This window comes from Cellulomonas shaoxiangyii, from assembly GCF_004798685.1.
GTDB lineage: Bacteria > Actinomycetota > Actinomycetes > Actinomycetales > Cellulomonadaceae > Cellulomonas > Cellulomonas shaoxiangyii.
Genome location: NZ_CP039291.1, coordinates 429,919 through 443,620, shown reverse-complemented (window position 1 = coordinate 443,620; position 13,702 = coordinate 429,919). Strand labels below are relative to the sequence as shown.

16 protein-coding genes are annotated in these 13,702 nt (G+C 75.7%); 9 read left to right on the top strand and 7 right to left on the bottom strand.

Annotation, left to right across the window (positions count from 1 at the left end):
- Positions 1-45: 45 nt before the first annotated feature.
- The 5 genes from E5225_RS02060 to E5225_RS02040 are packed head-to-tail and all read right to left on the bottom strand — an operon-like array spanning position 46 to position 2,736.
- Entirely contained in the window at positions 46-795 is a 750-nt protein-coding gene (locus E5225_RS02060) for a hypothetical protein (protein ID WP_135974052.1), read from the bottom strand.
- Complete coding sequence (locus E5225_RS02055; protein ID WP_135974053.1) at positions 792-1,565, bottom strand: hypothetical protein; 774 nt, start codon at positions 1,563-1,565, stop codon at positions 792-794. Before E5225_RS02055 ends, E5225_RS02060 begins: the two co-directional genes overlap by 4 nt.
- Positions 1,562-1,900 carry a hypothetical protein gene (locus E5225_RS02050; RefSeq protein WP_135974054.1) on the bottom strand — a complete coding sequence of 113 codons (339 nt, stop codon included), beginning with the start codon at positions 1,898-1,900 and terminating at the stop codon, positions 1,562-1,564. Before E5225_RS02050 ends, E5225_RS02055 begins: the two co-directional genes overlap by 4 nt.
- 3 nt (positions 1,901-1,903) lie before the next feature.
- On the bottom strand, positions 1,904-2,446 hold the full coding sequence (locus E5225_RS02045; protein ID WP_135974055.1) for a hypothetical protein: 543 nt from the start codon (positions 2,444-2,446) through the stop codon (positions 1,904-1,906).
- Positions 2,443-2,736, bottom strand: coding sequence for a WXG100 family type VII secretion target (locus E5225_RS02040; RefSeq protein ID WP_135974056.1), 294 nt, complete (start codon positions 2,734-2,736; stop codon positions 2,443-2,445). Before E5225_RS02040 ends, E5225_RS02045 begins: the two co-directional genes overlap by 4 nt.
- Before the next feature lie 167 nt (positions 2,737-2,903).
- On the opposite strand from E5225_RS02040, the gene E5225_RS02035 reads away from it, so the two are divergent.
- The 9 genes from E5225_RS02035 to E5225_RS01995 all read left to right on the top strand — a co-directional run bounded on the left by E5225_RS02035 (position 2,904) and on the right by E5225_RS01995 (position 11,071).
- Positions 2,904-3,479: an alpha/beta family hydrolase gene (locus E5225_RS02035; protein ID WP_135974057.1), complete on the top strand. Its 576-nt coding sequence runs from the start codon at positions 2,904-2,906 to the stop codon at positions 3,477-3,479.
- Between the two features lie 11 nt (positions 3,480-3,490).
- Positions 3,491-4,486: an AAA family ATPase gene (locus tag E5225_RS02030; RefSeq protein WP_208012565.1), complete on the top strand. Its 996-nt coding sequence runs from the start codon at positions 3,491-3,493 to the stop codon at positions 4,484-4,486.
- Positions 4,487-4,504: 18 nt separating this feature from the next.
- Positions 4,505-5,470, top strand: coding sequence for a DUF58 domain-containing protein (locus E5225_RS02025; protein WP_135974059.1), 966 nt, complete (start codon positions 4,505-4,507; stop codon positions 5,468-5,470).
- Positions 5,457-5,960, top strand: coding sequence for a hypothetical protein (locus E5225_RS02020; protein ID WP_135974060.1), 504 nt, complete (start codon positions 5,457-5,459; stop codon positions 5,958-5,960). Before E5225_RS02025 ends, E5225_RS02020 begins: the two co-directional genes overlap by 14 nt.
- Positions 5,957-6,976 carry a vWA domain-containing protein gene (locus E5225_RS02015; protein ID WP_135974061.1) on the top strand — a complete coding sequence of 340 codons (1,020 nt, stop codon included), beginning with the start codon at positions 5,957-5,959 and terminating at the stop codon, positions 6,974-6,976. The genes E5225_RS02020 and E5225_RS02015 overlap by 4 nt, the downstream gene beginning before the upstream one ends.
- A complete protein-coding gene (locus E5225_RS02010; protein WP_135974062.1) occupies positions 6,973-8,040 on the top strand; it encodes a vWA domain-containing protein in 1,068 nt (355 codons plus the stop codon). The genes E5225_RS02015 and E5225_RS02010 overlap by 4 nt, the downstream gene beginning before the upstream one ends.
- On the top strand, positions 8,037-9,239 hold the full coding sequence (locus E5225_RS02005) for a hypothetical protein (RefSeq protein ID WP_135974063.1): 1,203 nt from the start codon (positions 8,037-8,039) through the stop codon (positions 9,237-9,239). Before E5225_RS02010 ends, E5225_RS02005 begins: the two co-directional genes overlap by 4 nt.
- Positions 9,240-9,253: 14 nt before the next feature.
- Positions 9,254-10,096 carry a Cof-type HAD-IIB family hydrolase gene (locus tag E5225_RS02000; protein WP_341765674.1) on the top strand — a complete coding sequence of 281 codons (843 nt, stop codon included), beginning with the start codon at positions 9,254-9,256 and terminating at the stop codon, positions 10,094-10,096.
- 108 nt (positions 10,097-10,204) lie between these two features.
- A complete protein-coding gene (locus E5225_RS01995) occupies positions 10,205-11,071 on the top strand; it encodes an aldo/keto reductase (RefSeq protein WP_135974064.1) in 867 nt (288 codons plus the stop codon).
- A 21-nt stretch (positions 11,072-11,092) separates the two neighbouring features.
- On the opposite strand, the gene E5225_RS01990 is transcribed toward E5225_RS01995, so the two are convergent.
- A complete protein-coding gene (locus E5225_RS01990) occupies positions 11,093-11,815 on the bottom strand; it encodes a PIG-L deacetylase family protein (protein ID WP_135974065.1) in 723 nt (240 codons plus the stop codon).
- A 91-nt stretch (positions 11,816-11,906) separates the two neighbouring features.
- The gene (locus E5225_RS01985; RefSeq protein WP_135974066.1) at positions 11,907-12,470 is read right to left on the bottom strand and encodes an O-acetyl-ADP-ribose deacetylase; all 564 of its coding nucleotides are present in this window, start codon (positions 12,468-12,470) and stop codon (positions 11,907-11,909) included.
- Positions 12,471-13,702 lie beyond the last annotated feature (1,232 nt).

The following is a 13,702-nucleotide window of genomic DNA, read 5'->3' as shown; positions in this document are numbered from 1 at the left end:
GCGACCACCGTACCGACGCGTAACCCGGCGAGCGGACGGCGGCGGTCAGCCGTCCGTCGCGTCCGGGCTCGGGTCCGTGGGGTTGCCGTTGACGACCGGCCAGTCGTCGCCCTGCGGCACGGCGAGGTAGCGCACGCTCTGCGTCGTGCCGGGACCCACGGTCACGAGCTGCTCGGCGGGTTCCGTGTTCCGCGGGTGCACCTCGAACCCGGACAGGTCGGCTCGCACGTCGTACACCGCGGCGAACAGCGTGTAGGTGGCGGTCTCCGCGCACTCCCCGGTGCACTCGGCACCCGGGTCCGGCGTCACGCCGGCCACCTCGACCGGCACGGTGTCGCCGCCCAGCCCCTCGACGCGCACCGTGCCGAGAAGCCCGTCGACGACGTGCCACTCCGCCGCGTCCTCGTCGTACCGCAGCCGCAGGTCGGCCTGCTGACGCTCCCCCGCGAGCGTGTAGCCGACCGCGACGGTGGCCCCGGTCCCCCGGACGTCCTCGGCCTCCACGCGCGGGTCGGTGATGCGCTCGCGCGCGCCCTGCAGCACGTCGTCGCCGAGCAGCCCGGTCGACGCGCCGTCGAACCGTTCCTGGTCCGCGCGCGACACCGCGAGCGCGGCCGTGGCGTCCCCGTCGGCCACGGCCGCGAGGTACGCCTCGACGACCGGACGCACGGGCGGCGGCGGGTCCGCCCGGTTCACCGCCGGCAGGACGACGAGCGCGGCCACGAGTCCGGCGACGGCCACGGCGACGACCGCCGCGAGCGCGACGGACAGGACCCTGACCTGACGTGCCGTCATCGCACCGTCGCGAACTGCGCGTGGTTCGCCCAGGTGTGGCTGAAGCCCGCCTTCGCGGAGTCGAGCAGCCCGCCCTGCACCTGCGAGGTCGTGACCGCGAGCGCGACGATGCCGCCGATGGCGGCGAGCAGGCTCGCGACCGTCGCGACGGCGGTGCCGACCGCGACGGGCAGGCCGATGCCGGTCGAACCCGCGCCGATGGTGACGACCAGGCCGGCGATCGCGCCGACGAGGCCGACGATCGCGATCGTCAGCTCGATGTAGAACGTCTCGATCGAGCTCGCCATCTCCCGGAGGATCTCGCGCATCGACCCGATGAACGGCAGGAGGCGCTCGAGCTCGCCCGGCTGCGCCTCCCGCGCGTCGGCGTAGTCGTCCGAGGCCGGTGGGTCGTTCCAGGAGTGGCGGCTCGGCACCGCACTCTCCTTGATCTGCAGGAGCAGCGCGTTCGCCGGGTTGTCGACGTCGGCGAGGAGCGCGTCGGCGGCCGCGCGCAGCGCCACGGGGCTGCCGATCCAGTCGACGAGCTGCTCGAAGAACGCGATCACCTCGAGGACGTAGCCGCAGAACTCCCGCACGACCCCGACGAGCCGCTCGGTGATCTCGTCCGCCACCCGGTCCTTGAAGGGGAACGGCGGGAACGTGCCGAGGTACACGTCGACGAGCGTGCGCACGAGCGGCTCGCACCCGTCGCGCAGCGTCTCGACCGAGACGCGGGCGCCCCGGAGCTTGGCCATCTCGACCGCCTTGATGGTGTCGACGTAGCTCACTGCAGTGCCTCCAGCTCGGCCTGGATCTCGGCGAGCTCGGCCACGTTGCCGTCCTCGAGCTTCACGTAGTCGGCGGACGCCTCGAGGAGCGTGCGGGCGATGCCCTCCATCACCTCGGAGCCCGTGTGCAGGAACTCGGCGACGTCACCGAGGAACTGCTCGAACGCCACGCGCACGTCCTGCGCGCCGGGGATGCCCGACCAGTCCGCCGCGGTGAGCGGCTTGTACGCCGCGCGGGTGGCGCGCTCGAGCTCGAGCACCTTGCCGGACCAGGGGTCCCAGTAGTCGGTGGCGTCGCTGCGCAGGTCGTCGGTGTCGACCTCCATCTCGGACACGGGTCAGACCTCCGGGGCCGGCGGGACGGGTGCGGACTCGCGGGCAGCGGCCGCGTGGGCGGCGACGACCGCCTCCGCGACGGCGGTGAGGGCGGTGCGCTCCACGAGGTCGGGGCGCAGGTGGACGCGGCCGGGACGGCCGAGGAACGCCTCGACGCGGATCGCGCCGCCGAGCGCGACGTGCTCGGTCGGCCGCGGCATCGTGCCGCCCGCGAGCGCGCCGAGGACGGCGGCCGCGAGCGCGTCGCCCAGCACGCCGGCCGTGCCCGCGGCGCGCCCGATCGCGACGTTCACCGCGTCCTCGACCTGCTGCGGCGTGGCCTCGGCGGCGGCCGGTGCGAAGGCCAGGGCCGTCAGCACGCCGTGCTCGTCGCAGGTCGCGGTCGCGAGGTCGGTGGCCGTGTCCGGCAGCATCTCGGCGATCTCGCGCTCGACGGCGCGCGTGCGCTCCTCGAGCGCGCGGCCACGGGCGACGAGCGCGTCGACGCGCGCCAGCACGGGCTCGGCCTGCTCCGCCGCGCCCACGTGCTGCTCCGCCGCGCTCACGCGCCGCTCCAGCGCGCGGCGACGGCCTCGCGGGTCGCGGTGTACCGGGCGGAGACGTTCGCGGCGCGGCGCGCCGCGTCGGCCAGCGTCCTGTTCATGCCCGCCAGCTCCTGGCGCCACTGCGCCTGGGCCCGGGCGTACGCGTCGCGCGCCTCGCCCGACCAGGCGTCGTCCAGCCGGCGCACCTGCGCGTCCAGGCGCTCAAGCTCGGCCTCGATGCCGGCGTTCGCGACGCGCAGCGCCTCGACGGTCCGCAGCAGGCCGTCCGGGTCCACCTTGAAGCGCGGCATCGCCCCTCCCTCGTCGACGGCCCGAGGGCACGCGGTCGGCAGCGTATCGGCGGCGGGCGGGCGCAGAAAGGCCCTGCACCCGCCCGCGACCGGATTCGCCCCATCGGCGCACCGCCGGCGCCGGTGGGCACCCGGCCGCGCACCGCGGCACGTGGGATCGTCGGTCCGTGCGACCGAGCCCTGTTCCCCGCGTCGTCCACGCGGGCGAGGCGCCCGCCGACGTCGCCGGCGTGCTCCTGACCCCCGGCGCGAGCGCCACGCGGGACCACGCGACGCTCGTCGCGCTCGACGCGGCCCTGTCCCCGCACGTCGCGGTCCGCCGCGCCGACCTGCCGCGCGGGCGGGCCGCCGTCGACCGCGTCCGGGCGGAGGCCGAGGCGTTCGCCGCCGAGCTCGGCGTGGGCACCGACCGGCTCGTCGTCGGCGGGCGGTCGTTCGGCGGGCGGATGGCGTCGGTCGCCGTCGCCGAGGGGCTGCCGGCCGCGGGGCTCCTGCTGCTGTCCTACCCGCTGCACCCGCCCGGGCGGCCGGACCGGCTGCGCACGGCCCACCTGCCCGAGGTCCGGGTGCCGGTGCTGGCGGTCAGCGGCGAGCAGGACCCCTTCGGCACGCCCGACGAGCTGACCAGGCACCTCGCGGGCCTCGGCGGCCCGTGGACCCTCGCCCTCGTGCCCGGCACGCACGCGCCCCGCGACACGGCGGTGGTCGCGGCGGTGCGCCTCTGGTGGCCGGCCGCGGGGTAGCCTCCCGGCCCGTGCCTCCCCGCGACACGCTCACCTCCCGCGACCTCCACCGAGCCGTCGCGCTCACCGAACGCATCGGCCGGGTCTTCGACCAGCGCGTCGTCGGCCAGGCGGGGCTGCGCACGTCGCTCGTGACGGCGCTGATGTGCGGCGGGCACATCCTGCTCGAGTCGGTCCCGGGCCTGGCCAAGACGACGGCCGCGCAGACGCTCGCGCACGCCGTGTCCGGGTCGTTCCACCGCATCCAGTGCACGCCGGACCTCATGCCGTCGGACATCGTCGGCACGCAGGTCTTCAACTACGGCACGTCGACGTTCACGACGCAGCTCGGGCCGGTGCACGCGAACGTCGTGCTGCTCGACGAGATCAACCGGTCGAGCGCGAAGACGCAGTCGGCGATGCTCGAGGCGATGCAGGAGAAGCAGACGACGATCGCGGGCGAGCTGCACCCGGTCCCGACGCCGTTCATGGTGCTCGCCACGCAGAACCCCATCGAGGAGGAGGGCACGCACGTCCTCCCCGAGGCCCAGATGGACCGCTTCCTGCTCAAGGAGGTGCTCGACTACCCCGAGCCGGCGGAGGAGGTCGAGATCCTGGACCGCATCTCCGACGGCCGCATGACCCGCCCGCTCGACGCCGACCGGCTCACGCTCGACGAGGTCCGCTGGCTGCAGGCCCGCGTGGACGAGGTCTACGTCGACGCGTCGATCCGCCGGTACGTCGTCGACCTCGTCGCGACCACGCGCGGCCGCGGGCCCGTGCAGGTGCCCGGCCACGACCGGCTGGTGCGCATGGGCGCGAGCCCGCGCGGGTCCATCGCCCTCATGCGCGTCGCCCAGGCGGTCGCCCTGCGGGACGGCCGCAGCCACGTCACGCCGGACGACGTGCGCGCGCTGCGCCACGCCGTGCTCCGCCACCGGGTGGTCCGCACGTTCGACGCGCTCGCCGACGACGTGACGCCCGAGTCGATCGTCGACGCCGTGTTCGACGCGGTCCCGGTGCCCTGACCGCCGGTGCGCTGACCCATGCCCCACCGGTCCCGTCTCGCGCTCGTGCGCGCCCGCCTCGACCTGCCCACGGTGCGCCGCGCCACGGGGCTGCTCGAGGGGCGCCACCGCGCGGTGTGGAAGGGCCACGGCGACGAGGTCGACGACCTGCACCTCTACACGCCCGGTGACGACGTGGGCGACATCGACTGGCGGGCGTCGGCACGGTCGGCGCAGCCCGTGGTCAAGCGGTACGTCGCGACGTCGAACCTGTCGGTGGTCCTCGTCGTCGACACCGGCCGGCACATGTGCGCCACGTCCGCGGGCGGGGAGCGCAAGGACGTCGTCGCCCTGCTCGTCGCGGACGTCGTCGCGCACCTGTCGCACCGGCGGGGCGACCGCGTCGGCGTCGTCGCGGGCGATGCGAGCCGGGTCCTGGAGCTGCCGCCGCGCGCCGGGTCGACGCACCTCGAGGTGCTGCTGCGGCGGGTCGAGCGGACGTTCGACCCCGGTGCCGGCGACGGCGACCTCGCGCGCCTGCTCGACCGCGTGCTGCGCCGCACGGCCCGCCGCTCGCTCGTCGTCGTCGTCACGGACGAGGCGCGGCCGACCGAGGCCGACGCGCGGGCCCTCGCGCGCGTGCGGACGCGGCACGAGGTGATGGTCGTGCAGGTCGCCGACGCGGACCTGTTCGGGGCGGACCTCGGCCCCGCGCCCGCGACGCTCGCGGGGGCGTCCGACGCCCGCGAGCGCGGCCGCCCGGTCGCGGTGACCGGACCCGTCCGCGCGGTGCGCGACATCGTGTCCGGCTGGACGCTGCCCGCGTACCTGCGCGGGCGCCGCGGCGTGCAGCAGGCGGTCGCGCAGGCGCGCGCGGAGCGGCACCTGGCCGTGCGGGCGCGGCTGCGGCGCGTCGGCGTCGAGGCCGTCACGGTCGAGTCGACGCACGACGTGCTGGACGAGATGGCGGCGCTGCTGGGGAGGGCGCGACGTGCCCGGCGGTGAGCTGGTCGAGCCGATGGCGTACCACGGGTGGTGGCCGCTGGTCGGCCTGCTGCTCGTGGCCGTGGTCGGCGGGTGGTTCTGGTGGGTCCTGCGCTCGACGCGCCCACCCGCGGACGCACCGGCGCCGGCCGCGCCCGCCGCGGCCGAGGGGTCGGCCCCCCGGCACCGGCGTGGCGGCGGGGACCCGTACGCCGCCGCGCGGGGCGTCGCGCTGGACCGGATCGCGACGATCGAGGGCCGGCACGGCGCCGGCGAGCTGGACGAGCGCGGTGTGCACCTCGAGCTGCAGTTCGTCGTGCGGGAGTTCGCGGCGGCCCGCACGGGCGTGCGCACCGCGTCCCTCACCGCGGGCCTGGCGCGCGAGGACAGGCGGGTGCGGCGCCTCGCCGGCCTGCTCGAGCGGTACGCGAAGCCGTCCTTCGCGGCGCACAGCCGTACGTCGGTGCGGACGTCGCTCGCGGAGGCGCGCCGGGTGGTGACGAGGTGGTGACCGCCGCCGTCCCGCTGGGCGCGGGCACGACCCTGACCACGCCGTGGGCGGTGCCGGCGCTCGTGGCGCTGGCCGTCGCCGCCCTCGCCGCGGGCCTGCTGTGGCGGCGGCGGGGTGCCACGACGACGTGGGTCGCGAACACCGCCGAGCTGCGCCACGTGCCGGCGATGCGGGCCTGGCGCGTGCGCTACCACGCGCTGCGCGCGGGCCTCGTGCTCGCCGTCGGCGCCGCCGCCCTCGCGGCGGCCGTGCTCGTCGCGCGCCCGGTCGCCGTCGAGGAGCGCACCCGCGACCTGGCGAACCGCGACATCGTCCTGTGCCTCGACGTGTCCGGCTCGATGATCGAGTACGACGCGGCCGTCGTCGCCGCGTTCGGGCGCCTGGTCGAGGAGTTCGAGGGCGAGCGCGTCGCGCTGTCGCTGTTCAACTCGACCTCGCGGACCGTCTTCCCGCTCACCGACGACTACGACCTGGTGCGCGAGCAGCTGCGCACGGCGCGCGACGTCCTGGAGGGGGACGCGCCCGACGACGTGGAGGACTTCTTCCGCGGCGGCACGGAAGGGCTGGAGATGCAGGCGTCGCTCATCGGTGACGGCCTTGCGACGTGCGCGCTGCTGTTCGACCAGTTCGACGCGGACCGGTCGCGGTCCGTGGTGCTCGCGACCGACAACGAGCTGTCGGGCGACCCGGTGTACTCCCTCGAGGAGGCGACGGTGCTGGCGGCCGACCGCGGCGCCGTCGTGCACGGCCTGTACCCGGACCGCGACGCCGGGTCGGGCGGCAGCGGGGTGCGCGCCCGCATGCGCCTGGCGGTCGAGGACACCGGCGGCGTGTTCGCGCAGGCGTCCGACCCCGGCGCGGTGCCCGCGATCCTCGCGCAGGTGCAGGCGGCCGAGCTCGTCACGATGGAGGCCGACCCGGAGCGGCTCGTCGTGGACGACTCCGACGGGTGGGTCGCCCTGCTGTACGTCGCCGGCCTGCTGGCCGTCGTCCTGGCCTGGCGGGTGCGCGCATGACGTGGCGGGCGGTGGTCCCGGTGGGCGTCGTGCTGGTCACGGCGCTGCCCCTGCTGGTGCTGTGCGTGGTGCAGGCCCTCGGCGTGCGCGTGGTGCGCCAGGACCGGCGCGCGCGCCCGGTGCGCGACGGCGCGCTCCGCGCGGGGCCCTGGACGTGGTGGCGCCGTGCGCTGCTCGTCGCCGCGGTCGCGGTCGTCGGGCTCACACCGGCCGTGACGACGACGCAGCCGGGCGGCGCCCGCGCCGGCGTGCAGACCTTCTTCGTGGTCGACCGCACGGGCTCCATGGCGGCCGAGGACTGGGGCCCGGGCGAGCCCGCGCCGCGGCAGCCCGGCCTGCCGCCCGAGCCGACCGTGCGCCGCCTCGACGGCGCCCGCCACGACGTCGTCTCGCTCGCCACCGACCTGTCCGGCGGGTCCTTCGCCGTCATCGCCTTCGCCGACGAGGCCGGCTCCCAGCTGCCGCTCACGGACGACGTGAACGCCGTGCGGTCGTGGGCGCAGACCGTCACGCAGGAGGTGACCGCCTCCTCGACGGGCACGCTGCGCGACCGGCCGCTCGACGTGCTGCGCCGCTCGCTCGAGGACGCGGCCCGCCGCGACCCGGCGATGGTGCGCCTGGTGTTCTACCTGTCCGACGGGGAGCAGACCGGCGAGGGCGACGCCGCGTCGTTCGCCGAGCTGGCGCCGCTCGTCGACGGCGGCGCCGTGCTGGGCTACGGCACCGCGCAGGGCGGCCGCATGCGCAGCTACGACGGCACGGTCGACCCCGACCCGCCCTACATCACCGACCCCGCGGGCGGCGACGCCGTGTCCCGCATCGACGAGGACGGCCTGCGCGCCGTCGCCGAGGAGCTCGGCGTGCCGTACGTCCACCGCACCGCACCCACGCCGACGGGGTCCCTCGTCGCCGACGTCGACGTGGCGGCGATCGCCGCCGACGGGCGCACCGACGTGATCGGCACGCGTGACGTCGTCTGGCCGTTCGCCCTGCTCGCCGCGCTGCTGCTCGCGGCGGAGGCCTGGACGTGGGGCCGGGCGTCCAGCCGCCGGCGGTCCGCATGAGCCGCGAGAAGGACCGGGCACGCGCCGCGCAGGCGGCCGCACGACGCCGGAAGGAGCTGGCGAAGGCCGAACGCGACGAGCAGGACCGCAGGTCGCGGGCCAGGCTGCGGACCACCGCCGGGCGCCGCGCCGCACGCCGGGCGGCACGCGCGGCCGAGCCGCCGCACGTCCGGCGCCGCCGGCGCCTGCTGTTCTGGACCTGGTTGCCGGCCGCCGTGTTGTTGTTCTTCGGCGTGCACATGCTCGTGCTGCTCCCGGTCTACGGGCAGGGTCGGGCGGCGTGGGACGCCGGCGACGACGGGGCGGCCATGGAGGTGTTCGACCGGCAGCGGTCCGCGGTACCGGTCGAGCAGTGGAAGGCCGACTTCAACGCCGGCACGGCGCGTGCGCGCGCCGGGCTGTGGTCGTCCGCCCTCGACGCGCTCGACCAGGCGCTGGTCGGCGTGCCCGACGAGCACCGCTGCGCCGTGCAGACCAACCGCGCGACCGTCCTCGAGGCGTACACCACCGAGATGGAGGCCGCCGCCGACGATGCGCTCGCGGAGGCCGTGGCCGTGGGCGTCGCGCTGGTCGCGCGCGCCGCCGGGGAGCCGTACGACGAGGAGGTCCTCGAGCCGCCGTACGAGGGCGCGGACCCGCCCGTGTACTCCGAGGAGCTGCGCTGGGCGCACTACCTGCTCGAGGAGGCCGCCGACCACGCCGCGCTGCGGGCCGAGGCGCTCGCGGACCCGGCCTGCCCGACCCCGCCGTCGTCCGGTGCCGGTGGCGGCGGCGGTGGTGGCGGTGACGAGGAGCGCGAGCAGGAGCAGCAGGCCGCGCAGGAGCAGCTCGCGGAGCTCAGCGAGCGCGCGCAGAACGTCGGCAGGGCCATGAACGCCGGGGAGATCGGCCCGACGCCGGGGGCACCGGCACCCGACGAGGGCGCGGACGCGGACGCGCCCACCGGGGCGGACCAGGCCCCGGCGCCGCAGGACGCGGAGGCCGAGCGCCAGGCCCAGGTCGCGGAGCGCAACCAGCAGGCCAACGGCGGGGGCGCAGGAGCCGACGACGCGACCGGCGGGGGCGCCGGACCGGACGACGGGACCGGCGGGGACGGCGCGCCGGACGGCCCGTCGGGCGGCACCTCCGGCGGCGGTGCGCCGGGCACCGGGCGGGACCCCGGTGCGGGCGGCGGCGCGCCGGGCGGGCGGAACTGGTGAGGCATGCTCGACCGGTGACCGTCGCCGACCCGCCCGTTCTCGACCACGTCCCGGACGTGCGGCTGATCGCGCTCGACATGGACGGCTCGCTGCTCGACGGCGCCAAGCGGGTGCACCCGACGTTCTGGCCGCTGCTCGACGCGCTGCTCGCGCGGGGCGTCACGGTGGCCCCCGCGAGCGGGCGGGCGTACCCCACGCTGCGCCGCACGATGGGCCGCGACGACCTCGTGTACATCGCGGAGAACGGCGCGCACGTCGTCCGCGACGGCGTGGCGGTCGCGGTCGACGGCCTCGACCTCGCGGTGGCGCGCGACGTCGTCCGCCGGGTGCGCGGGGCCGCGGCGACGCTCGACGTCGGGGTCGTGCTCTGCGGCGAGCGCAGCGCGTACGTCGAGCGCACCGACGACGCGTTCCTCGCGCAGTGCACGCCGTACTACGCCCTGCTGGAGACGGTCGACGACCTCACGGCGGTGCAGGACACCGTGCTCAAGGTCGCGGTGCACGACTTCGGGGACGCGGAGGCGGGCGCGGGCCCTGCGCTCGCGTCGTTCGGCGACGTCGCGCGGGTGCTCGTCTCGGGCGAGCACTGGGTGGACGTCATGAGCCCCACGGCGGACAAGGGCACCGCGCTGCGGGCCGTGCAGGCGGCGCTGGGCGTCGGCCCGGAGCACACCATGGCGTTCGGCGACTACCTCAACGACGTCGGCATGCTCGCGGCGGCGGACTGGTCGTTCGCCATGGCCAACGGGCACCCCGACGTGCGCGCGGGTGCGCGGTTCCTCGCGCCGTCGAACGACGAGAACGGCGTGGTCCGGACCATCGCCTCGGTCCTGCGCCTGGACGTCCCCGGCCTCTGACCCGGCCCGCCCGGGCGCCGGGAGCGCCTGGCGCACCGCACGCGTCCCGGCAGGCCGGGCCGGGCGCCCCCGCGTGCGCTCGGGTCGCCCCGGGCGTGGGATGGGGGCATGCAGACACGACACATCGCCGACGTCCCCGTGAGCGCGATCGGCCTCGGCGGCATGCCCATGTCCATCGAGGGCCGCCCCGACCGCGAGCGCTCGGTCGCCACCATCCACGCCGCGCTCGACGCGGGCGTCACGCTGATCGACACCGCGGACGCGTACCACCTGCACGCCGACGAGGTCGGCCACAACGAGGAGCTGATCGCCGAGGCGCTGCGCACGTGGCACGGCGACGCGTCGTCGGTGCTCGTCGCCACGAAGGGCGGCCACCTGCGCCCGGGCGACGGCACGTGGACGCTGAACGGCCGGCCCGAGTACCTCAAGCAGGCCGCGCAGGAGTCGGCCCGCCGGCTCGGCGTCGAGGCGATCGGCCTCTACCAGTTCCACCGCCCCGACCCCGAGGTGCCCTACGAGGAGTCTGTCGGCGCGATCGCCGACCTGCTCGACGCCGGCACGATCCGCCTCGCGGGCGTCTCGAACGCGAACCCCGAGCAGATCCGCCTCGCGCAGGAGGTCCTCGGCGGGCGCCTGGCGTCCGTGCAGAACCAGTACTCCCCCGCGTTCCGCTCCTCGCAGCCGGAGCTCGACCTGTGCGCCGAGCTCGGCATCGCGTTCCTGCCGTGGAGCCCGCTCGGCGGCATCGCCCGGGCCGGCGAGCTGGGCGACCGGTTCGCGCCGTTCGCCGAGGTCGCGCAGGCGCGCGGCGTCAGCCCCCACCAGGTCGCGCTCGCGTGGGAGCTCGCCCAGGCGGACGTCGTCGTCCCGATCCCGGGCGCCTCGCGCCCGGCGTCGATCCAGGACTCGGTCCTCGCCGCCGACCTCGAGCTGACCGCCGAGGAGCTGGACCGCCTCAACTCCACCGCGGACTGACCCGGAGCGGGCGCGCCCGGGTCAGAGGTCGTACGCGCGCAGCAGCACCGCGTGCTCGACGCCCGCGGCGCGCCCGCCCTCGGCGGCCATGGCCGGCACCATCTCCGCCGGGTCCGGGTGCCACGGCAGGCCCGCGAGGTAGGACGCGTGCGCCTGGAGCGAGGCGACGCCGCGGCGCAGCGGCTCCCCCGTCACGTCGACGGCGTGGGTGGGGCGCGTGTGCCCGTGCACGAGCAGGCGGCGGGCGCCCCAGGGCTCCAGGCCCTCGTCGAGCAGGTCCGTGAAGACCCACCGGTTGCCCGCGTCGCGCACGCCGTCCAGCGTCGCGAGGCCCGCCGCGCGGTGGTCCGCCTGGTTCAGGCCCCAGCCGACCTCGGCCTCCCAGGTCATCGTCAGCACCGCGTCGGGGCGGTACCGGCGGACGGCCGCCGCGACGTCGCGGCGCAGCGCGAGCCCCGGCTCCAGCACGCCGTCGGGGTGGTCCAGGAGCTCGACCTCGTGCACGCCGACCTCCGCGGCTGCAGCCACCTGCTCGCGTGCGCGCAGCGGGCCCGTCTCGGCCGGCGGGGACGCGTCCATCCCGGCCTCGCCGTGCGTGAGCAGCAGGTACGCGACGTCGACGCCGTGGGCCGTCCACCGCGCGACGGCGCACGACGCGCCGTACTCGAGGTCGTCGGGGTGGGCGACGACGCACAGCACGCGCGTCAGGTCGTCCTCGGGCAGCGCGGGCAGCACGTCGGCCATGGTCGCGAGCCTAGGCACGGGACCGCCGGCGGGCCACGCGCCGACCCGGGGCTCCGGCGCCGACGGGGGCGATCAGCGGTCGAGGGGCCGCTCAGGCGCCGAGCGCGCGCGCGAACGCGTCGTGGACGCGCGGCGAGAACAGCACGAACCGCACGAGCTCGACACAGGCGGGCCGCCGCCGACCGGCCGCCGCGCCCGTGGTCGTGCCCGTGCCCGTGGCGTCCGGCCACGCGCGGACGGCCCCGACCGCGACGCGGGCCACCTCGTCCGCGTCCCATCCGTAGACGCCCGCGCCCACGGCGGGGAACGCGACGCTCGTCGCACCGAGCCCGGCGGCGACCTCGAGCGATCGCTCGAAGCACGAGGCGAGCAGGGCGGGGTCGGTCTCGCCGGCGTGCCGGTTCGGCCCCACCGTGTGCACGACCCAGCGCGCCGGCAGGTCGAACGCGGGCGTCGCGACGGCGTCGCCCACGGGCAGGCCGCCGGGCAGCGTGGTGCGCCGCAGCTCCCGGCACGCGGCCAGCAGGCCCGGTCCCGCCGCGGCGTGGATCGCGCCGTCGACGCCCCCGCCCCCCAGCAGCGACGAGTTCGCCGCGTTCACCACCACGTCGACGTGCTCGCGCGTGATGTCGCCCTCGACCGCCTCGACCCGCATCCCGTCATCCTCCCGGCCCGGTCGCCCGCCGTGCCACCCGGCCGGTTCGGTCGAATGGTCCTGGTCGCTCCGACGAGCGCACGAACGTCGAAGCCCTTGATGTATCACGTTTCGGTCTCGCCGGGTGGGTAACCGATACGGCAGCCCGTAAGCCTGCGCCTGCGCGTCCTCCACGCAGCCACGCAAGACGAGGCGAGAAGGCACGACGACTAGGCTCTCTCTCGCGAGTCGCAAAAACGCAGCAAGTTCCGAATCTGACCACCGATCGACCTGCGCAGGACATATTCCTCACCCGCCGCCGCGAGACGTACCGAGCGCGTCCGGCGGCCACCACGAGCCGCAACTGTCACTCCTCCTTCAGTCAGGTAAATTGCCGCGAGACGCACATACAGACCCACGACGCGCCGCGCGTCACCGGTAGGCGTCTCCTCCTCGAAATGGTCGAGGGAAAAACCCCCGTCGATCTCGAGGGAGAACCACCTGTCTCCTGGTGTACTCACAACCGCCCAACGTTCGGGAGCAGCGGTGCGGTACACGCGGAGGAAAGCCACCTCTCCCCGAGTTCCCACCTCCGATGAGACGCCTTCGATGTCTGGTGCGAGCTCGGCCATGAGATCCCGCATTGCGTAGTTACCCATTCCACCTACCCCAAAGTCTCCGAGAGGAGTTGCTCGGATTGTGCGTGACACCACCCTTGGAGCGTTCCATGCACGTGAATCGGCTGAACCTTCTGCCGCCAGACGGGAAGCTTCAGCCAGTGCTTTCGCTGCGCGCCTAGCGACACCCTGAACGGTCCACCCTTGGTCACGGGACCAATGCGCACGATGTTGTTGTGCCTGATGGTGGTCGTCAACCGGGATCGGAGCCCTGTCGCGGCCTGTTGCCCTGCATGTTGGGTGGTTCGCTGTGTGAACTTCGAGCGGCGAACTGGAGCACGACACGTCCGCCGATGAGGAGGAGCGGAACGAAGATGGCTCGTCCGTCGAGGTCCGACTCAAGCGCTACGGAGCGACCTTTCGTCCGCCGTCCACGGAGCGCTCTTCCGGATAGCTTCCGCGCACCGTCGGCCCACTGGGTCCCGACCGAGCTCGGGGAGCGCGTGCTCGACTACCTCAGAGCGGCGCCTGCGCCGAACGGCGGCTAACACCTGGGTGGCGTCCGCTCTCAGGAGCGCACTAATGTCGTAACGGCGGTTATCGGCGATGCATGAAGCGGGTTAGAACGAACGGGCG